Genomic DNA, 24,213 nt, shown 5'->3' on the forward strand with positions numbered 1-24,213 from the left:
GGAGCGTGTTCTCATTGTCGGGGTACGCACGTCCGACTTCCGGAAGGCAGCGATGAGCGAGACGACGACGCATGTGGTGCTGGGCAAGCCGGTCACCATGCCCGTGCAGGTCCGAACGGCCACGGCGTTCATGGGGATGTTCTCGGTTCCCGTGCGCCCCGCGCAGGAACTCGTCGCCCGCACCGGGCTCGAGATCCTGCAGTACCGCCCGGGCCACGGGATCTGCACGCTCGTCTTCGTGGACTACGTCGACGGGGACCTCGGTCCGTACAACGAGTTCGGGGTGTGCTTCCTCGTCCGCAACCATCACAACCGCGGCGACGGCATCGTCGGCGACTGGCGGAGCCTGGTCGGCGGGCAGGCCGGTGCGCTCATCCACCATCTGCCCGTCGACGGCGACTTCACTCTTGCGGCGGGACGCGGCATTTGGGGTTTCCCGAAGACCCTCGCCGACTTCGACACCGACCACGACAGCAGCACCAAGCGCGGTTCGGTCTCCGCCGACGGGGTGCTGATCGCCGAACTGGCGGTGGCGCCCGGATTTCCGGTGCCGGGCAACGGCCTTGCAGCCTCGCTCGCCGCCTACTCGCACATCGACGACGTCACCCGCTGCACGACCTGGGAGATGAATCCGAGCGGCGTGCGCACCCGGCTCGGCGGCGCGACCCTACGGTTGGGGACGCATCCGATCGCCGACGAACTGCGGTCGCTCGGTCTGCCCCGACGCGCACTGACCTCGTCGTCGATCGCCGATCTGTGGATGATCTTCGGCAACGCGACCGTCGTCTGAGACTCTCCTGGACTCAGGAGAGCGCGCCCGAGACGGCGAGGACGATCACCGCGACACCCAGCAGGGTGTCGAGCACACCGCAGAACTCCGCGAGCGAGCGGGCGACCACGGTGTTCCGGCGGAAATGAAGGTAGTCCCACGCGGCGTGACCGAGCAGTCCGAGCCCGACGATCACGCCCGCCGGGACGGGGGTGACCGTCACCGCGGCCACCGCGACGGCACCGAAACCCAGCATGGCCACGGTCGACGGCCCGACGAGCATCGCCCGGCCGGCCGGGGTGCGCGCGAGTCCGTAGACGGCGCCCGCGGCACCGAGCGCAACCATCACCACGGTGATCTCGACCGGCACCCCGAACGCGACGACGGCGACCTTGCCGACGCCGATCAGCGCGACAGCGCCGAGGAACAGCGGCCAAGCCGCGCTGCGACGACCCAGCACGGCGGCACCGAGATAGACCAGTGCCGCGCCGGTGAGGATCGCCGGGAAGTCGGTGCCCCCGTCCGCGAGGACGAACGCGGCGAGGGCGACTGCGACGAGGCTCGGCCACCGGCGCAGCACCCCTCGTAGCAGCGCCTTCGGGTCGATGCCGGTCGCAGGTCGATCGACGGGGACGATGGTGATGTCGGAGCTCGTCATGAGGATCCGCCTAAGTTGAACAGTGATGTTCGAGTTGATGGTCAGCGTAACCTGAACATCAGTGTTCGACAAGAGGAGGACCCGTGACCACCCACGAGGCATCCCGCCGTCCCGTATCGCTTCGCACCAGGAAACGTGCGGACGCCGAGCGGAACATCGAGGCGATCCTCGACGCCGCGCGCATCGCACTGAGTCGTGACCCCGACGCGAGCATCGGGGAGATCGCCAAGGCCGCCGGCGTCGGGCGTGTCACCCTCTACGGCCACTTCCCCACTCGCGCAGAACTCGTCACCGCCGTGGTGCAGCGCGCGCTCGCCGAGGCGGAACAGACCGTGGACCGGATCGACCTCACGGGCGACCCCCGCGACGCCCTTCACCGCCTCATCGCGGGCTCGTGGTCGCTGACCGCCGACGCGGGGGCACTGCTCGCGGCCGCCGAACAAGCACTTCCCGCCGAGGACGTACGCGCCGCACACGACGGCCTGCTCGCCCGCGCGACCGCCCTCATCGAGCGCGGTCGCGCCGAAGGGGCGTTCCGCACCGACCTGTCGTCGTCCTGGCTGGCGTCGGTCCTGCACAGCCTGGTCCATTGTGCCGCAACCGAAGTCGCGGCAGGACGGTTGGCGTCAGAGGACGCCGGCGGCAACATCGCCGCAACGGCCCTGTCGTCGTTCACCCCTCCCGGCTGAGCCGTATCAGCCGGACGCGATCACGCCGTCGACGTTCTGACGCTCGCGGAGCCGGGTGACCGTGTCGTGCAGGTGCTCGTCGAGCAGACGCCGCACCTCCTCCCGGTCGGCGGTGCGGATCGCCTCCCGCAGCACGACGTGCTCGTCCACCTGCACGTGCAGGTCGGGATAGGTGGTCTGCAACGCGCCGAGGCACATCCGCGTCTCGACGAGCAGCGTGCGGGCTGCCCGCACGAGCCGCGGACTGTCGGCACTGGCCACGAGGATCTCGTGGAAACGCCGGTCGCCGTCCGAGACACCGGTGGCGTCCTCGCGTTCGGCGGCGGTGCGCATCTCCTCGATCGCCGGTTCGAGGGCCTTCCACGTCTGTTCGCGACGGCCGTCCAGCACCAGGTCGAGGGCACCGCCCTCGATGACCCAGCGGCTGCGGTAGATGTCGACGACGTCGTCGAAGGTGAGCTCGGTGACGAAGATGCCCCGGTTGCGGATGCTGTAGAGCAAACCTTCGGACAGCAACCGCTGCATGGCTTCTCGCAGCGGGCCCCGGGAGACCTGGAAGTGCGCCGCGAGTTCGGCCTCCCCCAGCTGTTCCCCGGGACCGAGCGCACCCCGCACGATGGCCGACCGGATCTGTTCGGCGATGAGCTCGGCCGTGGACGGCCGGGTGACAGGACGTAGATCTTCCAGATCACCGAGCACCATGATCGGTATCCTCCTCGAACAGTGAGCCCAGCTCCGGGCATTCCACTGTATATCCGGCCAGTTCCAGGCCGTGCCACACGGTGACCTGGTTGGCGGTCAGCACCGGCTTGCCGGTCTCCTTCCCGAGTTCCCGCATGATCCGCAGCGTGTGCATCGCGGTGTCGGGCACGAGGACCGCCTGTGCGTCGGGATGATCGTTGGTCCTCACGAATTCGAGGACGGCGTCGTCGGTCAGGGTGCCGACCTCGGCGGCGGTGTCGATGCCGGCGTCGGCGAGCGAGACGACCTCGACATCGGCGTCCGCGAGGAAGGCGACGAACAGTTCGGCGACGTCCCGCGGATAACTCGCCGACACGGCCACCCGGCCGACTCCGAGCGCCCGTAGTGCGGCGACGAACGCGATGCTCGTGCTGGTCGTGGGCACGCCTCCCGCGTCCCGGGAGAGCTGCTCGACCTGGGTGCGTGCCCCCTCGGGTCCGTACACGAAGCTGCCCGACGTGCACGCCCACACGAGAGCGTCGAGGGGCTCGTCCGCGAACTGCGCCGCTCCCCCGGCGAGCTTGGCCGGGCTCCCGAGGTCGAGGAGTTCGGGAACGGCGTGCAGATCGGTTCCGTAGATGTGGGCGACGGGCAGATTCACCCCCAGGAGTTCGGCGGCGAACGGGTAGTCGTCCTCGGCGGCATGATCCGGGTAGACGATCCCGATGGTCGGACGGTCACGATGCATTCAGAACACTCCTCTCAACCACTTTCCCGGCCCGGTCATGGGCAACTTCATCCGTCCCAGGCACGCCCAGATGGTGAGCTGGTTGGCCGTGAGGACCGGCTTGCCGAGTTCCCGTTCGAGCGGCGCGATCAGGTCGTAGGTCGGCAGGTTGGTACAACTGACGAAGATCGCCTGCGACTCGGGGGTATCGGCCCCGATGATGTGTTCGGCGATGGTGCGGTAGTTGACCTTCCAGATGCCGCCGCCGAGCCCGAGATGCGACGACCGGACGACATCGGTTCCGGCCTCGTTCAGGAAGTCGCGCAGTAGGTCGGTGAGCTCCCGGTCGTAGGGGGTGATCACCGAGATGCGGGTCAGGTCGAGTGCGCGGAGGGCTTCGAGCAACGCTCCGGAGGTCGTGACCGCGCACGGTGCGCCCGCCCCGCAGATCGCGTCGCACAGGGCCTTCTCGTAGGCCACCCCGTTGACGAAACTGCCCGAGGTACACAGATACGCAACGACTTCCGGTTCCACCGACAGCACGTCGCGGGTCGCGACCATCAGGTGCCGCCGGTCGGAGACCATCTCGGCCATGGCACGGCTGACCGGCACCGGCTCGTAGGGGGTTCGAGCGAGGTGCAGACTGACCTCGAGCGGCGCCCATCGCCACAGTTCTCGTTCCAGGGCGAGATCGAAGGGTGCGATCACACCGATGCCCCGCTGAGCCAGAGGACCTTCGAATTCGGGAATGTTCAGTTCCATACGGTCCCTCGGCTTCGTCAACAGTTCCCTCAGCCTTGAGGATTGTTGACAATAATACGAGGCGCTCATACGGTGTCAACGTGGATGCCCAGCCGGTCGTTGCAGTGCTTCATGCCGAAGCCGTGCCGGATCGTGCGTGGATGGCCCCGGTGGCCGAACACGCCACGGTGCGCTACACCGACGCCGCCGGTCTGGCCGACGCACTCGACGGCGCCGACATCCTCTTCGCGTACGACTTCCTCACCGACGCCCTGCCCGCGGCCTGGCACGCCGCGACCTCCCTGAGGTGGGTCCATGTCGCCGCGGCCGGGGTCGACGCCCTCATGTTCCCCGAGCTGCGCGACAGCGACGTGATCGTCACCAATTCCCGCGGAGTCTTCGACGGGGCGATCGCCGAATACGTGCTCGCCCAGATACTCTCCTTCGCCAAGGACATCCCCGAATCCCTGCGGCTCCAGCACGAGCACATCTGGAAGCACCGCGAGTCCGAACGCATCGCCGGTCGCTCCGTGCTCGTCGTCGGCACCGGCCCGATCGGCCGCGCGATCGCACGCCTGCTCTCCGCCGTGGGGATGACGGTCCGAGGCTCGGGCCGGCGCCCTCGCGACGACGACCCCGATTTCGGCACCGTCACCACGACCGCAGATCTTCCCGACGCCCTCGCCGACGTCGATTTCGTCGTCGTAGCCGCGCCTCTCACCGAGCAGACCCGGCACCTGTTCGACGCCCGGATGTTCGCCGCGATGAAGTCGCAGGCCCGCTTCGTCAACGTCGGGCGGGGCGAACTCGTGCGCACCGACGACCTCGTCGAGGCACTGCGGTCGGGCGCCATCGCCGGTGCCGCACTGGATGTGCTCGACGTCGAGCCGCTCCCCGAGGACCATCTGCTCTGGGACATGCCGAACGTCTCGATCACCCCGCACAATTCGGGGGATTTCGTGGGCTGGCGCGATGCGCTGGTGGACGTCTTCATCGACAATTTCCACCGTCACCGCAGTGGCGAACCTCTTCGGAACGTGGTGGACAAGGAGCTGGGTTACGTGCCCGGCGCGTGAGAGTCGGCATCGTCCGACGAGAAGGAGGCACGATGGAGCCCACAGACATGACCGCCGTCGAACTCGTGTCGGCGTTCTCCTCGGGCGAGTTGTCTCCCGTCGAGGTGACACGGGCCGTGCTCGATCGGATCGCGGCGCACGATCGCGAGATCAACTCGTTCTGCCTCGTCGACGAGGAGAAGGCCCTCGACCAGGCACGCCGCTCCGAGGAGCGGTGGCGGACCGGCTATTCGAAGGGTCTGCTCGACGGGGTCCCCATCTCGATCAAGGACGTCTTCCTCACCGACGGATGGCCGACCCTGCGGGGCTCGCAGGCCATCGACGAGAACCAGGACTGGAACGTCGACAGCCCGGTCGCGGCCCGGCTGCGCGAGGACGGAATGGTGCTGGTGGGCAAGACCACCACCCCGGAGATCGCGTGGAAGGCGGTGACCGATTCGGCCCTGTACGGGGTGACCACGAATCCCGTCGATACGACGAAGACTGCCGGTGGCTCGTCCGGTGGCAGCGCGGCGGCGGTCGCGGCCGGCTTCGGTCCGTGCTCCGTCGGCACCGACGGTGGGGGCAGTATCCGCATCCCCGCATCGTTCTGCGGCGTGGTGGGTTTCAAGCCCACTCACGGCCGGATCCCGATCTTCCCCGCCAGCCCGTTCGGGCCGCTCGCGCACGCCGGGCCGATCACCCGGACGGTCGAGGACGCGGCGCTGCTCACCGACATCCTCGCGCTGCCCGATCCCCGGGACCCGACGGCCCTTGCGCCGCCGCTGACGACCTTCCGCGGTGGCCTCAACCGCGAGGTGGTGGGGATGGACGTCGCCTATTCCAAGACCCTCGGCTACGTCGACGTTGACCCCGAGGTCGGTGAGATCGTCGACCGGGCGGTCCGCGTCCTCGACGAAACCGGGCTGCGCGTGACCGCCGCCGATCCCGGTTTCCCCGATCCGCTCGATGCCTTCGAGAACCTTTGGGCGGCAGGCGCAGCGACGATGCTGAAGACCTTCCCCGAGGGCACGCGCGACAAGGTGGATCCCGGTCTCGGACGCGTGTGGTCCCACGGCGAACAACTCGGTGCCGTGGACTATCTCGAGGCCCGTGCGGTCGCGGCGGCGGTCGGCATCACGATGGGGATCTTCCACCAGAAGTACAACGTGCTGATCACCCCGACGATGCCGATCCCCGCCTTCGAGGCCGGCCACGACGTGCCACCGGATTCGTCGCTGACCTCGTGGCCGCAGTGGACCCCGTTCACCTATCCCTTCAATCTCACGCAGCAGCCGGCCATCAGCATCCCTGTGGGCACCACCTCGGCGGGTCTGCCCGTGGGTCTGCAGATCGTCGGACCGCGGCACTCGGACGACCTGCTGCTCGCCGTCGCGCGATTCGCCGAGTACGCGTTGAGCTGAAGAAGAGGTCTGCACGGGAACGGCACCGCACAGACTGTGCGGTGCCGTTCCCGTGCGGTGCCCGTCTATGCGCGTGCGAAGCTCAGCGTCTCCCCCACGACCCCCTGGATCCACAGGTCGTTGCACGCGACGGCGAGTTCGGGCAGGCCATCCTCGATCGTCGCGAAGACGTTGCCCGGCACCCAGCCCACATCGCCGTTGAGCAACAGATTGTTCCGGCCGTAGAACAACGCGAGATCGGTCGCTCCCTGCTGCGCATGGGCCTGCGAGCCGGGTTCGTAACCGTATGCGGGATTACCGATCTCCCACGGTTCGAAGTCGAACAGGCACACATCCCCCGGGATCGGTGTCACCGTCGGGTTCTCCCGGTGCGGTGCCGCGGTGATCCTCGGGACGAGGGTGTAGAGCTCGTTGCGGGCGTACTTGGCGTGGAACGCCGAACCGCTCTGCGGCAGGGCGTCCCACACCGCCGCGCAGGTGAGCGGCGCCTCGTCGTCGAGAAGCCGTGCTCTGCACGTGATGTCGCGCTTGTCGAGAGTGATCGTGATGTATCGGGCCACGCGGACTCCCTCGTTCGACGGATTATCGGACCTCGGCGAGGACCTCGGACCAGATCCCGAGCGCATCCTCGATCTGCCGGATGGTGACGATCAGCGGCGGGATCATGCGCACCACGTTCATGTGCGCACCGCAGGTCAACAGCAGCAACCCCTTCTGCGCGGCGAGCTGCTGCGCTGCGGACGCCCGCTCCCGGTCGGGTGCTCCGTCGGTAGTGAACTCGAGGCCCACCATGAGGCCGAGGCCGCGCACGTCGCCGATGGCGTCGATCGTGTTCTCCCGTGCACCGGAGAGCAGTTCACGTCCACGTGCGGCGGCGTTGTCGACGAGCCCCTCCTTTTCGATCACGTCGAGAGTGGCCACGGCCGCCGCGCAGGAGACCGCATTAGCTCCGTACGTGCCGCCCTGCGATCCCGGACGGGCGCGCTCCATGAGTTCCTCGGAGGCGGCGATACCCGACAGCGGGAAACCGCTCGCGAGGCCCTTGGCGATGGTGATGATGTCGGGTCGCACGTCGAAGTGCTGATGCCCGAAGAACTTTCCGGTCCGCCCGAATCCGGTCTGGATCTCGTCGAATATGAGCAGGATGCCGTGTTCGTCGGCCCGCTGCCGCAGTCCCTGGAAGAACCTGGTGTTGCCGGGGACGTAACCGCCCTCGCCCAGGACCGGTTCGACGACGAAGGCCGCGATCTCGTCCGGCGCCACGAGGGTCGCGAACAGGTAGTCCAGTTCCTGCAGGGCGAAATCGGTCGCTTCCTCCTCCGACCAGCCGTAGCGATAGGCCGTGGGGAAGGGAGCGACGTGTACACCGCCCATGAGCGGCGAGAACCCTGCGGAGAAACGGGTTCCGGAGGTGGTCATCGTGGCGGCGGCGACGGTACGGCCGTGGAAACCGCCGTGGAAGACGACGATTCCGGGTCGCCCTGTCGCCTGGCGGGCCAGACGCAGCGCCGCCTCGACTGCCTCGCTGCCCGAATTGGCGAAGAACAGCGAGTCGAGTCCTTCGGGGAGCACCGTGCCCAGGCGTTCGGTGAGTTCGAGCAGGGGCCGGTGCATCACGGTCGTGTACTGCCCGTGGATCAGCGAGCCGATCTGCCGACGGGCGGCCTCGACGACGTGCGGGTGACAGTGGCCGGTACTCGTGACGCCGATGCCGGCGGTGAAGTCGAGATACCGACGTCCGTCGGTGCCGTGGATGTAGCACCCCTCGGCGTGGTCGACGGTGACGGGCGTTGCCTGCAGCAGGCGGGGTGAAAGACGGGTCATGACGATCCCTCCGAACAGCCGAGGGCGCGAACCCTCGTGCCGGTTGTCGGATTGTTGACAATATGGATAACACGCGGGGATGGTCGACGCAACGGCGAGCGGTGTAACGGCAGCGTTTCGTCACTCGCACCGCAGGGCATCCGCACAGCAGGAAGCCGCATCGCCCACGGATGAGGACATCATGATCAGCAACGACGACATCGACACCCTCGCTCGCGCCACCGCGTACGGGCCGGACGGTGACAAGCTCGGACGCGTCGGAGAGGTCTACCTGGACAACGACACGGGCCGACCCGCCTGGATCACCGTCGTCACGGGTCTGTTCGGAACGCGCCGGCACTTCGCCCCGATCGACGAAGCCATGCTCGACAGCACCGGAGTGCGCCTGCCCTTCGACAAGGACACGATCACCGGCGCCCCGAACATCGACGAGAACGGTGAGCTGACCCCGCTCGAGGAGGACGAGCTGTACCGCTACTACCGCCGGTTCGGGGACACCCCTGCAGGGGGTGGATCAACCGGCGATCAGGGCGGATTCACGGACGATCGGGCCGGGTTCACCGACGACCGCAGCGGCCTCGGCGAGCGGAGCGCAGCCGGTGGTGGCCTCGTCGGTGGCGCGGCCGGCGGACCGGGAGGCACCGGGACGCCGCACACCGGCGAGACGTACGGCACCACCACATCGGCGGGAACCGGGCCCTCACCGACACCGCCCGACGTCGCGCGTGAGGAGATCGCCGGCAACTACCGGCCGAGCGAGGGCCAGCGGGACGAATCGCTCGAGCACTCGATGCCGGGGCATACCGCGTCGACGCCGTCCACACCGTCCGGGACCGCGGACTCGTCCACACCGTCCGGGACCGCGGACTCGGCGGCGGACACCGCCCGCCACGCAGCTCCCGGCAGCGACAGCGGCAGCGGCAGCGGCAGCGGCAGCGGCAGCGGCAGCGATCAGGAGATCGTCGGTCCGGGACCGACGGGGCCGGCGCACTTCACGCCGCCGCCGTCGGCCGACACGAGCACGGCCGATGCGAAGACGGACACGGCAGGCGGCGAGGACGCCGACCGGCCGCGCAAGCCGCGCCTGGTGCGCCGCGTCGTGACCACGGAGTACTACGAGGAGGAACCGGACGACGCGACCGGCGCCGACCGTTCCTGATCCACACACGAAGCCGGGACGACCACAATCGATGTGGTCGTCCCGGCTTCGTCGTGCGGTACCACGTGTCGCGCGGTACGGTCCTGCGATCTACAACCAGGTGTCCTCCGTGACAGAGGTGAGGAACGCTTCGAGGTCGTCGCGCCAGGGCGCCGGCGTCGTCTTCTCCGGTTCGATCCCGGTGTACTGCCCGCGGTAGAAGAGCAGCGGGCGTTCCTTCTCGTCGCGCACCTCGCTCAGCGACGACACGCGACCGAAGACCACCCAGTGGTCTCCCCCGTCGTGCACCGTCTCGACCGTGCAATCGATGTGCGCAAGCGAGCCCGTCAGGACGGGTGAGCCCAACGGGGAGGGCGTCCAGTCGAGTCCGGCGAACTTGTCGGGTTCGCGAGAACCGAACCGCGCGCAGGTCTCCTGCTGTTCCTCGGCAAGGACGTTGACGCAGAAGCGGCCCGCTCGTTCGATGGCCGCCCACGACCGCGACTGCTTCGTGGGGCAGAACAATACGAGCGGCGGGTCGAGCGACAACGCTGCGAACGACTGGCACGCGAATCCTACAGGCGTTCCGTCGTCCTCGGTGGTGGTGATGACGGTGACGCCGGTGCAGAACTGCCCGAGCACGGTGCGGAAGGCCCGTGGGTCGATCGCACCGTTCTCTCCGGCCTCCGGCGCGGTCATTACTGCATTCCCACCGAGAAGTCGTGGCCCCACAGGCTCACGGCCGTGGATTCACGGGCGATCCAGTCGTCGTCCTCGACCTGCAGCCCCTCGCAACCGAATTCGACGTCGAATCCGCCGGGGGTCTTCATGTAGAAGGACAGCATCTTGTCGTTGACGTGGCGACCGAGCGTCGCCGACATCTTGACCTTCTTCCGCAGTGCGCGGTCGAGGGCGAGACCGACGTCGTCGGAGTTCTCCACCTCGATCATCAGGTGCACGATACCCGACGAGGTGGGCATGGGCAGGAAGGCGAGGCTGTGATGGCGCGGATTGCATCCGAAGAACCTCAGCCAGGCCGGTTTTCCGTCGGCGGGCCGGCCGACCATCTGCGGAGGCATCCGCATGGAGTCGCGCAGGCGGAAACCGAGCACGTCGCGGTAGAAGCGCAGCGATTCCTCGTCGTCGCGGGTCGAGAGCACCACGTGCCCGAGACCCTGCTCGCCGGTGACGAACTTGTGCCCGTACGGGCTGACGACGCGGCGGTGTTCGAGGGCGGCACCGTGGAACGCCTCGAGGGTGTTGCCCGACGGATCCTGGAAGACGATCAGTTCGTCGACGCGACGATCGGCGAGTTGCTCGGCGGTGCCCTCCTTGAACGGGACGCCTGCCGCGGACAGACTGTCGCGAACCGTCTGGAGATCGGCGGCGTTCGCGGTCTCCCAGCCCGAGACGAGCAGCGTGTCGGATTCGTGCGGCTCGATGACGAGCCGGGCCGGGAAGTCGTCCATCCGCAGGTACAGCGCGTCGGCGTGGGTGCCCTTGCCCTCGATCATGCCGAGGACCTTGAGTCCGTACTCGCGCCAGGCCGGGACGTCGGTGGCGCCGATCCGGAGATATGCCAGCGACCGGATACTCATCTATTCGACTCCATCCGTGAGGAAATCCTCTGTCAGGCGGTTGAATTCGTCGAACTTCTCGAGCTGGGCCCAGTGGCCGCATCCACCGAACACGTGCAACTGTGCACGCGGGATCATCTTCAGTGCGACGAGTGCACCGTCGAGCGGGTTGACGCGGTCCTCGCGACCCCAGATCAGCAGTACCCGCTGACGGAGTTTGTAGGCGTCGCGCCAGAGCATCCCCTTCTCGAATTCGGCGCTGGAGAACGACTTCCCCATCGCCTTCGCCGCAGCGAGCGACTCGGGGGTGCTCGCCGACGCGAACCGCTCCTCGACGAGCTCGGGGGTGATCAGCGACTGGTCGAACACCATGATCCGCAGGAACGCCTCGAGATTTTCGCGGGTGGGCTCGTACGAGAACCGGCCGAGATTCTTGACCCCCTCGGTGGGGTCGGGTGCGAACAGGTTGACGCTCAGCCCGCCCGGCCCCATGAGGACGAGTCGCCCTGCGCGCTCGGGGTAGTCGAGCGCGAACCGCACGGCGGCACCACCACCGAGCGAGTTGCCGAGGAGGTGGACGCGGTCGGTGATCCCGATCGTGTCGAGCAGGTCGCTCAGCGCGGACGCGCTGTGCACGAAGTACTGCGGATGCTCGGTCGGCTTGTCGGACCTGCCGTAGCCGGGCTGGTCGACGGCGAGCACGTGGAACCGTTGTGCCAGCACCGGAATGTTCCTGGCGAAGTTCGACCACGACGACGCGCCCGGGCCACCGCCGTGGAGCAGGACGATCGTGGTGTCGTTGCCGACACCGGCCTCGTGGTAGTGCAGGCGCAGGTCGTCGCGGACCTGCGCGAAACGGGAGGTCGACTCGTAGGTGATCTCGTCGATTGCGGTCACATCCACCCCTAGACCATCGTGTCGGTGATCGGCAGACCGAACTCGGCGGCACCGAACATCACGTAGGCGCGCTCGGCGTCATTGGCGGCGTGCACACGACCGGCGTGCGCGTCGCGCCAGAAACGCTGGATGGGTGTGCCGTCCGCGAGTGCGGTGGCACCCGAGTTCTCGAAGAGACGGTCGATCGACGTGATTGCACGGCCGGTCGCGCGGACCTGGTCGCGACGCGCCCGCAGCCGCAGTTCCATCGGAACCTCCTCGCCGGCGAGGAGGTGGGCGTACTCGTCGGCGACGTTGCCCGACAGCTGACGCCAGGCCGCGTCGATGTCGCTGGAGGCCTCGGCGATGCGCACCTTGGCGAACGGATCGTCCTTGGCCTTCTCGCCGGCGTACGCCGCACGGACACGCTTGCCCTGGTGTTCGACGTGCGCCTCGTACGCGCCGTAGGCCATGCCGACGATGGGCGTCGAGATGGTCGTGGGATGGATGGTGCCCCACGGCATCTTGTAGACGGGTGCGGTGTTGCGCTCGAGCCCGGGCGAGGCGAGGTCGTTCATGGCCTTGAAGCTGAGGAAGCGGTGGCGCGGGACGAAGACGTCCTTGACCTTGATCGTGTTGGATCCGGTGCCGCGCAGGCCGACCACGTGCCACACGTCGTCGATCTCGTACTCGGAACGAGGGATCAGGAAGCTGCCGAAGTCGACGGGGCGGCCGTCCTTGATGACCGGGCCACCGACGACGACCCAGCTCGCGTGGTCGCATCCGGACGACCAGGCCCACGCACCGTTGACCTTGTATCCGCCGTCGACGACCTCACCGGCACCCATGGGCGCGTAGGACGAGGAGATGCGGACGTCGGTGTCGTCGCCCCAGACCTCTTCCTGGGCCTGCTGGTCGAAGAGTGCGAGGTGCCAGTTGTGGACGCCGATGATGCCGGAGACCCATCCGGTCGAGCCGCACGCGCTCGCGATGTTGCGCACCGCGGTGAAGAAGGTGACGGGATCGGCCTCGTATCCACCCCACTGGGCCGGTTGCAGAAGTTTGAAGAAGCCGGCCTCCTGGAGTTCCTTGATCGAGTCGTCGGGCACCCGGCGCAGATTCTCGGCCTCCTGCGCACGTTCTCGCAGCGTGGGCAGCAGAGCGTCGATCCGCTGCAGTACCTCGTGGCTGTCGTGGTCACCCACTGGACGCTCCCGTCTGTTCAGGAATTGATCGCTTGTACCGAGACTAGAACATGTTCTTATTCGTGTCGAGACGCGCCGCACCCGCAGGTAGACAATCTCTGTGGCGGGACCAAAGTCCCCGAACCCTTCCCCTCGGGACGCGAATTCTATAACGTGTTCTAGAAGAGATTTCCGGAGGGAAGTGAGCGGACATGGCACAGATTCGCGAGATCGACGTCGGAGAGGTCCGGACGCGTTTCGCGCGAGGCTGGCACTGCCTCGGCCTCAGTCGCACGTTCAAGGACGGCAAGCCTCACGCCGTCGAGGCCTTCGGCACGAAACTCGTGGTGTGGGCCGACAGCAACGGCGACGCGAAGGTGCTCGACGCGTACTGCCGCCACATGGGCGGCGACCTGTCACAGGGCGAGATCGAGGGCGATTCGGTTGCGTGCCCGTTCCACGACTGGCGCTGGGGCGGCAACGGCAAGTGCACGGACATCCCGTACGCCAAGCGTGTTCCCCCGCTGGCCCGCACCCGTTCGTGGATCACGATGGAGAAGCACGGCCAGCTGTTCGTGTGGAACGACCCCGAGGGCAACACCCCGCCTCCGGAGGTCACCATCCCCGAGATCGAGCAGTACGGCTCGGACGAGTGGACGGACTGGACCTGGAACCAGATCCGGATCGAAGGTTCCAACTGTCGCGAGATCATCGACAACGTCGTCGACATGGCGCACTTCTTCTACATCCACTACGCCTTCCCCACGTTCTTCAAGAACGTCTTCGAGGGGCACATCGCGGAGCAGTACCTCAACACCCGCGGCCGGCCGGACAAGGGTATGGCGACGCAGTACGGGCTGGAGTCGACGCTCGAGTCGTACGCGGCCTATTACGGCCCCTCCTACATGATCAATCCGCTGAAGAACAACTACGGTGGGTACCAGACCGAATCCGTGCTGATCAACTGCCACTACCCGATCACGCACGATTCGTTCATGCTGCAGTACGGCATCATCGTCAAGAAGCCGCAGGGCATGTCACCCGAGCAGTCCGACGTGCTGGCCGCCAAGCTCACCGAGGGTGTCGGCGAGGGCTTCCTGCAGGACGTCGAGATCTGGAAGAACAAGACAAAGATCGACAATCCCCTGCTGTGCGATGAGGACGGTCCGGTCTACCAGCTCCGCCGCTGGTACGAGCAGTTCTACGTCGACGTCGCCGACGTGACGGAGAAGATGACGGGCCGCTTCGAGTTCGAGGTCGACACCGCCAAGGCCAACGAGGCCTGGGAGAAGGAGGTCGCCGAGAATCTCGAGCGTAAGAAGCGCGAGGAAGAACAGGGCAAGCAGGAAGCGGAGGTGTGACGATGAGTGCCTCGACCCGGCGGAGCAGATGGGCGAAGTCCCCGGACTTCTCCCAGTGGCCCGAGCGGGCCGAGGCCGTCGCCGCCCAGACCGCGATCGACAAGATCAACTATCTGGATTCGGGTCAGCACGAGGTGCAGTGCCGCGAGTGCGGCACCTGCGTGCTGGTGCGCAAGAACAGCCTGTCGCACACGAGCGTGCAGTGGCAGGAGGATCCGGACACCGTGTGCCCGACCTTCCGCGAGACCGCCTCGCTCCGAGGCTCGTCCATCACACCGCGCGAAGGGTGTCCGCGGCTCCGGGAGAGCATCGACCGGGCCGTGCTCGACGGCACCCTTCCCGTACCGGACGGATCACCCACCTGACCGATTCCGACCCCGATCGACCCCGCGACGGCACCGTCCCTATCGGACGGTGCCGTCGCTCGTCGTCGGCCGGCGATATCGCGTTCCAGTGTCGGCGTCACCGCGTCTTCGCTTCACGTCCAGGGCTCTTCGCATTCGGGGATGGACTCGGCACCGCCATTTCTATAACGTGTTCTACATGACGAAGCAGGAGTACGACATCGTTGTCGTCGGCAGCGGTGCCGGCGGAATGTCCGCCGCCATCACCGCAGCCCGCAAGGGCGCCGACGTGGTCCTGATCGAGAAGGCGTCGCGCTACGGCGGGTCGAGCGCCCGATCGGGCGGCGGTGTGTGGATTCCCAACAACGAGGCGCTGAAGTCCGCCGGGGTGGACGACACCCCCGAAGAAGCCCGGAAGTACCTCCACAGCATCATCGGCGACGGCGTACCTGCCGAGAAGATCGACACCTACATCGATCGCGGACCGGAGATGCTCTCCTTCGTCCTGAAGAACAGCGCCCTCGAACTGCAATGGGTACCGGGCTATTCCGACTACTACCCCGAGGCGCCGGGCGGACGTCCCAGTGGCCGTTCGGTCGAACCGACGCCCTTCGACGGCCGCCGTCTCGGCGAGGATCTCGCTCTCCTCGAACCCGACTACGCCCGAGCTCCCAAGAACTTCATCATCACCCAGGCCGACTACAAGTGGCTGAACCTGCTCATGCGGAATCCGCGCGGACCGGTTCGCGCCATGCGGGTCGGCGCTCGGTTCGTCTGGGCGAACATCACCAAGAAGCACCTGCTCGTCCGAGGCCAGGCGCTCATGGCCGGGCTGCGGATCGGTCTGCGCGACGCCGGTGTGCCCCTGCTACTGGAGACGGCGCTCACCGACCTCGTCGTCGAGGACGGGGTCGTGCGCGGCGTCGAGGTGGTCGCGAACGGCGAGAAGTGCGTCATCCGTGCCCGCAAGGGCGTGATCCTCGCAAGCGGCGGTTTCGAGCACAACGCCGAGATGCGGGCGCAGTACCAGCGTCAGCCGATCGGCACCGAGTGGACCGTGGGCGCGAAGGCGAACACCGGAGACGGCATCCGCGCCGGACAGAAGCTGGGCGCCGCAGTCGATTTCATGGACGATGCCTGGTGGGGACCGTCCTTCACTCTCACCGGCGGCCCGTGGTTCGCACTGTCGGAACGCAGCCTCCCCGGGTGCCTCATGGTCAACGCCGCAGGCAAGCGTTTCGTCAACGAGTCGGCGCCCTACGTCGAAGCGACGCATGCGATGTACGGCGGCAAGCACGGCCGCGGCGAGGGACCGGGCGAGAACATCCCCAGCTGGCTGATCCTCGATCAGCGCTACCGCGACCGCTACACCTTCGCCGGCATCACCCCCCGCACTCCCTTCCCCCGCCGGTGGCTCGAGGCCGGGGTGCTCGTCAAGGCCGGTTCCGTCGCCGAACTCGCCGAGAAGATCGGGGTACCGGCCGACGCCCTCACCGAGACGGTGCAGCGGTTCAACGGCTTCGCCCGGGCCGGCAAGGACGAGGACTTCGGCCGCGGCGAATCCCACTACGACCACTACTACGGGGATCCGCGCAACAAGCCGAATCCGAGCCTCGGCGTGGTCGACAAGGCCCCGTTCTACGCGTTCAAGGTGGTCCCCGGCGATCTCGGCACCAAGGGCGGGCTCGTCACCGATGTCCATGGCCGGGTGGTGCGCGAGGACGGCAGCGTGATCGACGGCCTGTACGCGACCGGTAACGCCAGCTCCCCGGTCATGGGTCACACCTACGCCGGGCCCGGCGCCACCATCGGACCGGCGATGACCTTCGGCTATCTCGCGGCCCTGGACATCCTGGACCGCACGCGTGACGAACGTGCCGAAGAGCTGCGAGAATCCGCCGACACCGTGTGACCCGATCGACTCGCGTTCGAGCCGTAGAAAGGAAGTACCCGTGCCCATCGATCCCTCGGTTGCCGTCGGAGCCGAACTGCCCGCTCAGGAGTTCGAGTGGAGCAGCACCGATGTCCAGCTCTACAACCTCGGCATCGGTGCCGGGTCCCATCCCACCGACGCGGGTGAACTGCGTTACCTCCGGGACAGGGGTCCCCAGGTACTCCCCACCTTCGCGACCGTCGCCGCGACCTTCCACCAGGTCGAGCCGCCGAAGGTCTCGTTCCCCGGGATCGAGATCGATCTCGCCAAGGTCGTCCACGGCAGCCAGGAGGTGACCGTGCACGCGCCCATCCCCGCTTCGGGCAAGGGCCGCACGGTCACCCGCATCGCCGAGGTGTGGGACAAGGGCAAGGCCGCGGTCGTCGTGCAGGAATCGGTGACCGAGGATCTCGACGGCAATCCCCTGTGGACCGCGCGGTCGTCGATCTTCGCCCGCGGTGAGGGTGGTTTCGGCGGCGAGCGCGGCCCGTCGGAGTCGGTGGAGTATCCCGATCGTGAACCGGACGCCGAGTTCGACGTGCCGACCCTTCCACAGCAGGCGCTGCTCTACCGCCTGTGCGGCGACCGCAATCCCCTCCACTCCGATCCCGAGTTCGCATCCGCGGCGGGCTTCCCGGCACCGATTCTGCACGGGCTGTGCACCTACGGCATCGTGTGCAAGGCGGTGACCGACGGTCTGCTCGACGCCGACGCATCGCGCGTGAAGGGATTCCGCGCCCGGTTCGCCGGTGTGGTCTTCCCCGGCGAGACCCTCCGGGTGCGCGTGTGGAACGACGGCGACCGCAAACTCGTGACCGTCTCCGTCATCGAACGCGATCTCGCCCCTGCCCTGGCCGACGTGGTACTCACCGTGGCGTGATCGCCACGCCCTCCCGAAAGAGCGACATTCGAACATGACACTTCGTGATTCGTCGCCGCGCCTGTCGCGGCGCGGTTTCCTCGCGGCCGGCGCCGGTGCGTTGGCGGTCTCCGCCCTCGGTGGATGGACCCCGGTACATGCCGTCCCCTCCGGGTCCGCGGCCTCGACGCTCCCCACTCCCCCGGTGTTCCCCGACGGCATCGATCTCTACCAGCAGGCGTACCAGAACTGGTCCAAGGAGATCATGCTGGACGCCATCTGGACCTGCGCGCCTCGCACCCCCGACGACGTGGTGCGCCTGGTGAACTGGGCGCACGAGAACGGATACACCATCCGTCCGCGCGGGGCCATGCACGGCTGGACACCGCTGACGATCGTCAACGGCGCACCCGTCGACCGGGTGATCCTCGCCGACACCATGCTCCATCTCGACTGGGTCCAGGTGAACCCCGGAGGCTCCCCCGCGACCGTCACGGCAGGTCCCGGCGCGACGCTCGACGTCATCACCACTGCATTGCAGGACCACGGTCTCGGACTCGCGAATCTTCCTGCGCCCGGCGTGTTGTCGATCGCCGGGGCGCTCGCCGTCAACGCGCACGGCGCCGCCCTGCCCGCCAACGGTGAATCCACCCTCCCCGGTCACACCTTCGGGTCGCTGAGCAATCTCGTGACCGAACTGACCGCCGTCGTGTGGGACGGCAGCGCCTACGCACTGCGTACCTTCACCCGCGCCGATCCCGAGATCACCCCGCTGCTCACGCATCTCGGCCGGACGTTCATCACGTCCGTCACGTTGCAGGCCGGACCGAACTATCGCATGCGCTGCCAGTCCTTCACCGACATCACCTGGCAGGAACTGTTCTCCCCCGCCGGTTCGCCGGGTCGGACCTTCGAGTCGTTCGTCGATTCGGCGGGGCGGGCCGAGGCGATCTGGTATCCGTTCACGGAACGTCCGTGGATGAAGGTGTGGTCGCTCGCACCGAAGAAGCCGGCCACCTCGCGGGAGGTCACCGGGCCGTACAACTACCCGTTCTCCGACAACGTGCCCGAACCGATCACCGACCTGCTGGGGCACATCACGGCCGGGAACACTTCGATCGCACCGGCTTTCGGTCAGACCTATTACGGCGTGACCGTGGCCGGTCTCGCAGCGACGGGATCGTCCGACATCTGGGGCTGGTCGAAGGATCTGCAGTTCTACATCAAGGCGACCACCCTGCGACTGACCGAGGGTGGCGGTGCGGTGCTCACGAACCGCGCCAACATCGCCAACGTGATCCACGACTTCGCGCACTGGTTCTCCGAGCGCATCGAGCACTACCGCAGCCTGGGACAGTTCCCTCTCAACGGTCCGGTCGAAATCCGGTGCTGCGGACTGGATCGGCCGGAGGACGTCCTCGTCCCGTCGGCGGGACCGCCGACGATCGCGTCGACCCGCCCGCGTCCCGACCACCCGGAATGGGACACCGCCATCTGGCTCAACGTTCTCGGTGTCCCGGGAACTCCCGGCATGTTCGCCTTCTACCGGGAGATGGAGCAGTGGATGCGGCAGCGGTACAACGGAAGCGACTCGACCTTCCGGCCGGAATGGTCGAAGGGCTGGGCGTTCGGTCCCGACCTGCCGTACACCGACGAGCAGATCCTGACGCAGGGCCTGCCCGACACCTACCGGGAAGGTGTTCCCTCGGACGAGAACTGGGATTCGGCTCGCGCGGTCTACAACCGTCTCGATCCGCATCGGGTCTTCAGCAACACCTTCATCGACACCCTGCTCCCCTGATCTCCCACGGGCGTCCTCGCTCACCACGGGCACAGCGCAGTCCTTTGCTAGGGTTCGCACCATGCGGAACGTGCGAAGGTGGATCGGTGCTGCTGCTGTGCCCGTGCTGGTTCTCGCGGGAGGTGTGACACTCGCGGGAACCGCGGTGGCCCTTCCCGACACGGGTTCGGTCGCCGTGTCGAACGGCACCGACGCCCCGGTGACCTTCGAGGCCGACGGCACCACCTTCCACGGCAGCCTCCGCAACCCGGACGGAGCCGCGGTGGCCGCCGCACTGCTGCTCCCGGGCAGCGGCACCACCGATCGCAACGGCAACCAGCCCGGCTGGGCGGCCGACACCCTGGTGCGCACCGCGGACGCACTCGCCGCCCACGGCATCGCGAGCCTGCGCTTCGACAAGATCGGGGCCGGTGAGACGGGCCTCGGGTCCTACACGGTCGAGACCATCGGCGAGTACGGCTTCACCGAGCAGGTCGACCACGCCGAAGCCGCGGTGCGTCTGCTCGCTGAACACACCGGAGTCTCCCCCGAGGAGATCCTCGTCCTCGGACACAGCGAGGGTGCACTGACCGCGCTCGCACTCGCCGATCGCGGTATCGGAAGCGGCTTCGCACTTCTCGCTCCGCTGCCGATGCGCTACCTGGACCTGCTGACCGCCCAGCTGAATGCCGTGGTGGATTCCGGACAGCTCGGCCCCGACGGCGAGGCGGTCCGGGCCGACCTGCCGCGTGCCGTCGAGTCGCTGCGGACGACCGGGGCCTTCCCCACCGATCTGCACCCGATCCTCGCGCAGTTCGGCATGAACCCCGCGAACGCGAAGTTCCTCTTCGAGTCCGACCAGCTCGACCCGGTTGAGCTCGCCGCGGAGCTGGCGGCCGACACCCCGGTGCTGCTCACCTGTTCCGACAAGGACCTGAACATCAACTGCGCGCAGGTCGAGCCGCTGCGAAACGCCCTCGCCCACACCGACCTGCAGTTCGAGCACTTCACCACCGCCAACCACAGTCTCGAGGAACTCGGCCCGCTGCAGCCCGGCCCGGCCGACCAGGTGGCGCTGCTGCCCACCTCGTTCGAGTTCTCGGCGGCGATCGACAGTTGGGCGGCCGCACGCGGTCGCTGACTGTCGTGTTGTAGGTGATTGTCGTGGTGTAACTCGGGTATCCCGGGCACATGACAGCACTGCACGCCGTGGCCCTGAACTGCACGCTCAAGCCGTCCCCCGCCGAGTCCAGCACCGACAAGATGGTGGCGCACGTGTTCGACGCACTATCGAAGCACGACGTCAGCGTCGAAACCGTCCGGGTCGTCGACTTCGACGTCAAGCCCGGTGTCGAAGCCGACATGGGCGATGGGGATCAATGGCCGGAGATCGTCGAGCGCATCGTCTCGGCCGACATCCTGCTCGTCGCCACACCGACCTGGGTGGGACACATGTCGAGCGTCGCCCAGCGCGTCCTCGAGCGGCTCGATGCCGAACTGTCGAACACCGACGACGAGAACCGTCCACGCATGGTGGGCAAGGTCGGGATCGCCGCAGTCGTCGGCAACGAGGACGGCGCGCACAAGATCGTCGCCGACCTGTTCCAGAGCCTCAACGACATCGGTTTCTCGATCCCTGCGCAGAGCTCGACCTACTGGAACGGCGAGGCGATGTCGGGCACCGACTTCAAGGATCTCGACGAGATCCCCGAAGCGGTGCGCTCGACCACCGAATCCGTCGCCCGCAACGCCGTGCACCTGGCGACGCTGTTGCGTCAGCGCCAGTACGCGCCCTACCCGGGATGAACCCACCCGCCGGCCGGACGCCGACGGTCAGCGACTGACGGCCTTCTGGTACCTGCGGATCGCGAACGGCACGAACACGATCAGCATCAACGCTGTCCACATCAGCGACGCGAGGACCGGATTCTGCAGGGGCCACACGTCGGGGGGCGGCACCATGGGATTGGTGTTGCCGAACAGTTCGCGGACCGCCTGCGTGACGGCCGAGATGGGATTCCATTCGGCGATGACGCGCAGCACCGTCGGCATCGACGACGGGTCGACGAACGTGTTGGCGATGAACGACAGCGGGAAGATCACCATGAAGCTCGCGTTGTTGAAGACCTCGGGTGTGCGGATCCACATGCCGATCACGGCCATCACCCACGACAGGGCGTAGGCGAACAACAACAGCAACAGGTAGCCGGCGAGCGCCTCACCGACCGAGGTGTTGATCCGCCACCCCACGAGAAGACCGGTCAACGACATCACCACGAGGCTGAGCACATTGATCAGCACGTCGGTGCTGGTGCGTCCGATGAGCACCGCGGACGGGGCCATCGGCAGCGACCGGAACCGGTCGATGATGCCCTTCTGCAGGTCTTCGACCATCCCGAGGCCCGTCCAGGTGGATCCGAAGATGACCGTCTGGGTGAAGATGCCTGCGATGAGGAACTCCCGGTACGAGACGCCGGGAACGTCGATCGCGCTGCCGAAGACGTATGCGAAGAGCAGCACGAACATGATCGGCGACAGCGTCGTGAAGACCAGCAGATCCGGCACACGCTTGATCTTGATCATGTTGCGCTTGGCAATGGTCAGGCCGTCGGATGCGACCATCTCGAGTGTGTTCACGACACCGCCTCCTCGACCTTCTCGTCCGTGCCGCGACCGGTGAGCGTGAGGAACACGTCGTCGAGGGTCGGTTTCCGCAGTGCGACGTCGGAGACCCGGATGCCCGCGGCCGACAGCTTCCCGAGCGCCATCACGAGCCCGTCGGTTCCGCCGCCCGAGTCGCCGCTGACCGGCACGGTGATGCGGCCGGTACTGCGCTCGACCCTGACCTCCCCGGACGCCACCGATTCGAGCTCGCGAACCGCGCGGTCGCGCTGATCGGTGTCGGTCACGGCGAGTTCGATGCGTTCGCCACCGACGCGGCTCTTGAGCTCGTCGGCCGTGCCGCGGGCGATGACCGTGCCCCGATCGATCACGACGATGTCGTCGGCGAGGCGTTCGGCCTCGTCCATGTACTGCGTCGTCAGCAGCAGCGTCGTGCCGCGTTGCACGAGGGTGTCGATGACGTCCCACAACCCGAGGCGGGCCCGCGGATCGAGACCCGTCGTGGGTTCGTCGAGGAACAGCACCGGAGGATCGGCGACGAGCGCACCGGCGAGGTCGAGGCGGCGTCGCATACCGCCCGAATAACCCTTGACCGGGCGATCGCCCGCTTCTTCGAGATCGAACTGTTCGAGCAACTCGCGTGCCCGGAGGCGACTGCGTTTGGCGCCGAGGTGGTACAGCCGGCCGACCATCTCGAGGTTCTCGAAGCCTGTGAGATATTCGTCGACCGCCGCGTACTGCCCCGATGCTCCGATCCTGGAGCGGAGCTTTCGCGCCTCGGTGAGGACGTCGTATCCCGCCACTTCGGCGCGACCGGCATCGGGGACGAGCAGTGTCGTCAACACCCGCACCGTGGTGGTCTTTCCGGCCCCATTGGGCCCGAGCAGCGCGGTGACCGTCCCCTCCGGCACTCGCAGATCTACCCCGTCGAGCGCTCTGAGCTGCCCGTATGTCTTGATCAGTCCTTCTGCAACTATGGCGTCGGCCATCAGTTTCTCCCCTGACTGTGGTGGTGAGCACAGTGTGCACGAAGAGACCGACACGGTTCGACGGGTTTTCTCATCGCTCCGCCGGGAGGATCGCTCAGCCCGTCACCCGGGCGGCGTTGCCGGCGTCGATCGGCAGCACGGTGCCGGAGATGTGTGCGGACGCCTCGTCGGCGAAGAACAGAACCGCACGGGTGACCTCGGCCGGGTCGAGCCACGGCACCGGTTGTGCGTGCAGGGAGGTGAACACCGGAGCGACATCGTCGGCGGTCGGATGTTCGAGGTCGGGCCGCAGCATCCCGTAGAGCGCGTCGTTGTGGATCATCGGCGTGGAGATGTTGCCCGGGGCGACGGCGTTGACAGTGATGCCGTTCTGCGCGAGGTCCAGGGCGGCGCTCTTCGTCAGGCCGATCACGCTCCACTTCGACGCCGCATACGCGGCCATGTTGGTGTTGCCCGCTCGGCCGAGCATCGACGACACCGTGACGATACGACCGTAGCCGCGTTCGATCATCCCCGGCGTGACCGCGGCGACGGTGTTGAACACCCCGGTGAGATTGGACGCGATCGCTTCGTCCCACATCTCCTGCGGCATGCGGTACACCGGTGCCGCGACCGACACCCCGGCATTGGCGACCGCGATGTCGATCCTCCCGAGTTCGGCGTGGGCACGGGCCACCAGCGCGTCCATCGCCGGGCGGTCGGCGGTGTCGAGTGTCGCAGAGACGGCGCGGCGACCGGTCGCCTCGACGAGTTGCACCGTCTCCGCGAGGTCCTCCTCGGTCGCCAGCGGATATCCCACCACCGGTGAGTCGGAACACCGGTCGCAGACGACCACGTCGGCGCCTGCCTCGGCGAATGCGACGGCGTGCGAGCGTCCTTGGCCCCGCGCCGCTCCCGTCACGAATGCGACCCTGCCCTCGAAACCCATCATGACGTCCTTCCGTCGGCGCGTGATCGCCTCCCTTGTACCGCGCCGAGCGAA

25 protein-coding genes are annotated in these 24,213 nt (G+C 67.4%); 12 read left to right on the forward strand and 13 right to left on the reverse strand.

Going from position 1 to position 24,213, the window contains the following annotated elements; all coding sequences use genetic code 11:
• Nucleotides 1–52 precede the first annotated feature (52 nt).
• Entirely contained in the window at nucleotides 53–790 is a 738-nt protein-coding gene (locus ACQR3U_RS14615) for an acetoacetate decarboxylase family protein (protein ID WP_037217170.1), read from the forward strand.
• A 13-nt stretch (nucleotides 791–803) separates the two neighbouring features.
• On the opposite strand, the gene ACQR3U_RS14620 is transcribed toward ACQR3U_RS14615, so the two are convergent.
• Nucleotides 804–1,427, reverse strand: coding sequence for a hypothetical protein (locus tag ACQR3U_RS14620; RefSeq protein WP_006550437.1), 624 nt, complete (start codon nucleotides 1,425–1,427; stop codon nucleotides 804–806).
• Nucleotides 1,428–1,510: 83 nt separating this feature from the next.
• Here ACQR3U_RS14620 and ACQR3U_RS14625 point away from each other — a divergent pair, with 83 nt between their 5' ends.
• Nucleotides 1,511–2,116 (forward strand): TetR/AcrR family transcriptional regulator, encoded by a 606-nt coding sequence (locus tag ACQR3U_RS14625; RefSeq protein WP_064061671.1) that lies wholly within the window; start codon nucleotides 1,511–1,513, stop codon nucleotides 2,114–2,116.
• A gap of 6 nt (nucleotides 2,117–2,122) precedes the next feature.
• Here ACQR3U_RS14625 and ACQR3U_RS14630 read toward each other — a convergent pair whose 3' ends face one another.
• The 3 genes from ACQR3U_RS14630 to ACQR3U_RS14640 are packed head-to-tail and all read right to left on the reverse strand — an operon-like array spanning nucleotide 2,123 to nucleotide 4,286.
• Nucleotides 2,123–2,818: a GntR family transcriptional regulator gene (locus ACQR3U_RS14630; protein ID WP_006550439.1), complete on the reverse strand. Its 696-nt coding sequence runs from the start codon at nucleotides 2,816–2,818 to the stop codon at nucleotides 2,123–2,125.
• The gene (locus tag ACQR3U_RS14635; protein WP_230810787.1) at nucleotides 2,805–3,545 is read right to left on the reverse strand and encodes a maleate cis-trans isomerase family protein; all 741 of its coding nucleotides are present in this window, start codon (nucleotides 3,543–3,545) and stop codon (nucleotides 2,805–2,807) included. The genes ACQR3U_RS14630 and ACQR3U_RS14635 overlap by 14 nt, the downstream gene beginning before the upstream one ends.
• Nucleotides 3,546–4,286, reverse strand: a complete 741-nt coding sequence (locus tag ACQR3U_RS14640) for a maleate cis-trans isomerase family protein (protein WP_006550441.1) — start codon at nucleotides 4,284–4,286, stop codon at nucleotides 3,546–3,548.
• Between the two features lie 140 nt (nucleotides 4,287–4,426).
• Between ACQR3U_RS14640 and ACQR3U_RS14645 the strand changes: the two genes are divergently transcribed.
• A complete protein-coding gene (locus tag ACQR3U_RS14645; RefSeq protein WP_269065760.1) occupies nucleotides 4,427–5,341 on the forward strand; it encodes a D-2-hydroxyacid dehydrogenase in 915 nt (304 codons plus the stop codon).
• A gap of 32 nt (nucleotides 5,342–5,373) precedes the next feature.
• Nucleotides 5,374–6,744: an amidase gene (locus ACQR3U_RS14650; protein ID WP_033096908.1), complete on the forward strand. Its 1,371-nt coding sequence runs from the start codon at nucleotides 5,374–5,376 to the stop codon at nucleotides 6,742–6,744.
• Nucleotides 6,745–6,809: 65 nt separating this feature from the next.
• On the opposite strand, the gene ACQR3U_RS14655 is transcribed toward ACQR3U_RS14650, so the two are convergent.
• Both ACQR3U_RS14655 and ACQR3U_RS14660 read right to left on the reverse strand, forming a co-directional pair.
• A complete protein-coding gene (locus ACQR3U_RS14655) occupies nucleotides 6,810–7,304 on the reverse strand; it encodes a DUF3830 family protein (protein ID WP_019290153.1) in 495 nt (164 codons plus the stop codon).
• Between the two features lie 22 nt (nucleotides 7,305–7,326).
• Nucleotides 7,327–8,568, reverse strand: coding sequence for an aspartate aminotransferase family protein (locus ACQR3U_RS14660; protein WP_230810785.1), 1,242 nt, complete (start codon nucleotides 8,566–8,568; stop codon nucleotides 7,327–7,329).
• A gap of 181 nt (nucleotides 8,569–8,749) precedes the next feature.
• Here ACQR3U_RS14660 and ACQR3U_RS14665 point away from each other — a divergent pair, with 181 nt between their 5' ends.
• Nucleotides 8,750–9,727 (forward strand): PRC-barrel domain-containing protein, encoded by a 978-nt coding sequence (locus ACQR3U_RS14665; RefSeq protein ID WP_230810784.1) that lies wholly within the window; start codon nucleotides 8,750–8,752, stop codon nucleotides 9,725–9,727.
• A gap of 90 nt (nucleotides 9,728–9,817) precedes the next feature.
• On the opposite strand, the gene hsaB is transcribed toward ACQR3U_RS14665, so the two are convergent.
• Genes hsaB through hsaA form a run of 4 tightly spaced genes read right to left on the reverse strand, consistent with a single transcriptional unit; the run spans nucleotide 9,818 to nucleotide 13,364 of the window.
• Nucleotides 9,818–10,405 (reverse strand): 3-hydroxy-9,10-secoandrosta-1,3,5(10)-triene-9,17-dione monooxygenase reductase subunit, encoded by a 588-nt coding sequence (gene hsaB / locus ACQR3U_RS14670; protein ID WP_016693305.1) that lies wholly within the window; start codon nucleotides 10,403–10,405, stop codon nucleotides 9,818–9,820.
• A complete protein-coding gene (gene hsaC, locus ACQR3U_RS14675) occupies nucleotides 10,405–11,304 on the reverse strand; it encodes an iron-dependent extradiol dioxygenase HsaC (RefSeq protein WP_230810783.1) in 900 nt (299 codons plus the stop codon). Before hsaC ends, hsaB begins: the two co-directional genes overlap by 1 nt.
• A complete protein-coding gene (gene hsaD / locus ACQR3U_RS14680) occupies nucleotides 11,305–12,180 on the reverse strand; it encodes a 4,5:9,10-diseco-3-hydroxy-5,9,17-trioxoandrosta-1(10),2-diene-4-oate hydrolase (protein ID WP_230810795.1) in 876 nt (291 codons plus the stop codon). It abuts the gene before it with no gap.
• Nucleotides 12,181–12,188: 8 nt separating this feature from the next.
• Complete coding sequence (gene hsaA / locus ACQR3U_RS14685; RefSeq protein ID WP_006550450.1) at nucleotides 12,189–13,364, reverse strand: 3-hydroxy-9,10-secoandrosta-1,3,5(10)-triene-9,17-dione monooxygenase oxygenase subunit; 1,176 nt, start codon at nucleotides 13,362–13,364, stop codon at nucleotides 12,189–12,191.
• A 191-nt stretch (nucleotides 13,365–13,555) separates the two neighbouring features.
• On the opposite strand from hsaA, the gene ACQR3U_RS14690 reads away from it, so the two are divergent.
• The 7 genes from ACQR3U_RS14690 to ACQR3U_RS14720 all read left to right on the forward strand — a co-directional run bounded on the left by ACQR3U_RS14690 (nucleotide 13,556) and on the right by ACQR3U_RS14720 (nucleotide 21,426).
• Nucleotides 13,556–14,704: a Rieske 2Fe-2S domain-containing protein gene (locus ACQR3U_RS14690; protein WP_230810782.1), complete on the forward strand. Its 1,149-nt coding sequence runs from the start codon at nucleotides 13,556–13,558 to the stop codon at nucleotides 14,702–14,704.
• A 2-nt stretch (nucleotides 14,705–14,706) separates the two neighbouring features.
• Nucleotides 14,707–15,069, forward strand: a complete 363-nt coding sequence (locus ACQR3U_RS14695; protein ID WP_033096911.1) for a hypothetical protein — start codon at nucleotides 14,707–14,709, stop codon at nucleotides 15,067–15,069.
• Between the two features lie 178 nt (nucleotides 15,070–15,247).
• A complete protein-coding gene (kstD, locus tag ACQR3U_RS14700; protein WP_230810781.1) occupies nucleotides 15,248–16,960 on the forward strand; it encodes a 3-oxosteroid 1-dehydrogenase in 1,713 nt (570 codons plus the stop codon).
• A gap of 40 nt (nucleotides 16,961–17,000) precedes the next feature.
• Complete coding sequence (locus tag ACQR3U_RS14705; RefSeq protein WP_006550454.1) at nucleotides 17,001–17,861, forward strand: MaoC/PaaZ C-terminal domain-containing protein; 861 nt, start codon at nucleotides 17,001–17,003, stop codon at nucleotides 17,859–17,861.
• Nucleotides 17,862–17,895: 34 nt separating this feature from the next.
• Nucleotides 17,896–19,641, forward strand: a complete 1,746-nt coding sequence (locus ACQR3U_RS14710; RefSeq protein WP_200359318.1) for a cholesterol oxidase substrate-binding domain-containing protein — start codon at nucleotides 17,896–17,898, stop codon at nucleotides 19,639–19,641.
• A gap of 61 nt (nucleotides 19,642–19,702) precedes the next feature.
• Nucleotides 19,703–20,761 carry an alpha/beta hydrolase family protein gene (locus ACQR3U_RS14715; RefSeq protein WP_228044839.1) on the forward strand — a complete coding sequence of 353 codons (1,059 nt, stop codon included), beginning with the start codon at nucleotides 19,703–19,705 and terminating at the stop codon, nucleotides 20,759–20,761.
• A 50-nt stretch (nucleotides 20,762–20,811) separates the two neighbouring features.
• The gene (locus tag ACQR3U_RS14720) at nucleotides 20,812–21,426 is read left to right on the forward strand and encodes a flavodoxin family protein (protein WP_006550457.1); all 615 of its coding nucleotides are present in this window, start codon (nucleotides 20,812–20,814) and stop codon (nucleotides 21,424–21,426) included.
• A 27-nt stretch (nucleotides 21,427–21,453) separates the two neighbouring features.
• On the opposite strand, the gene ACQR3U_RS14725 is transcribed toward ACQR3U_RS14720, so the two are convergent.
• The 3 genes from ACQR3U_RS14725 to ACQR3U_RS14735 all read right to left on the reverse strand — a co-directional run bounded on the left by ACQR3U_RS14725 (nucleotide 21,454) and on the right by ACQR3U_RS14735 (nucleotide 24,162).
• Nucleotides 21,454–22,242, reverse strand: a complete 789-nt coding sequence (locus ACQR3U_RS14725; RefSeq protein ID WP_170318477.1) for an ABC transporter permease — start codon at nucleotides 22,240–22,242, stop codon at nucleotides 21,454–21,456.
• A gap of 11 nt (nucleotides 22,243–22,253) precedes the next feature.
• Nucleotides 22,254–23,231, reverse strand: coding sequence for a daunorubicin resistance protein DrrA family ABC transporter ATP-binding protein (locus ACQR3U_RS14730; protein WP_033096913.1), 978 nt, complete (start codon nucleotides 23,229–23,231; stop codon nucleotides 22,254–22,256).
• A 94-nt stretch (nucleotides 23,232–23,325) separates the two neighbouring features.
• On the reverse strand, nucleotides 23,326–24,162 hold the full coding sequence (locus ACQR3U_RS14735; RefSeq protein ID WP_230810780.1) for a mycofactocin-coupled SDR family oxidoreductase: 837 nt from the start codon (nucleotides 24,160–24,162) through the stop codon (nucleotides 23,326–23,328).
• Nucleotides 24,163–24,213: the final 51 nt, after the last annotated feature.

This window comes from Rhodococcus sp. IEGM1339, from assembly GCF_050321925.1.
GTDB classification, from domain to species: domain Bacteria; phylum Actinomycetota; class Actinomycetes; order Mycobacteriales; family Mycobacteriaceae; genus Rhodococcus; species Rhodococcus pyridinivorans.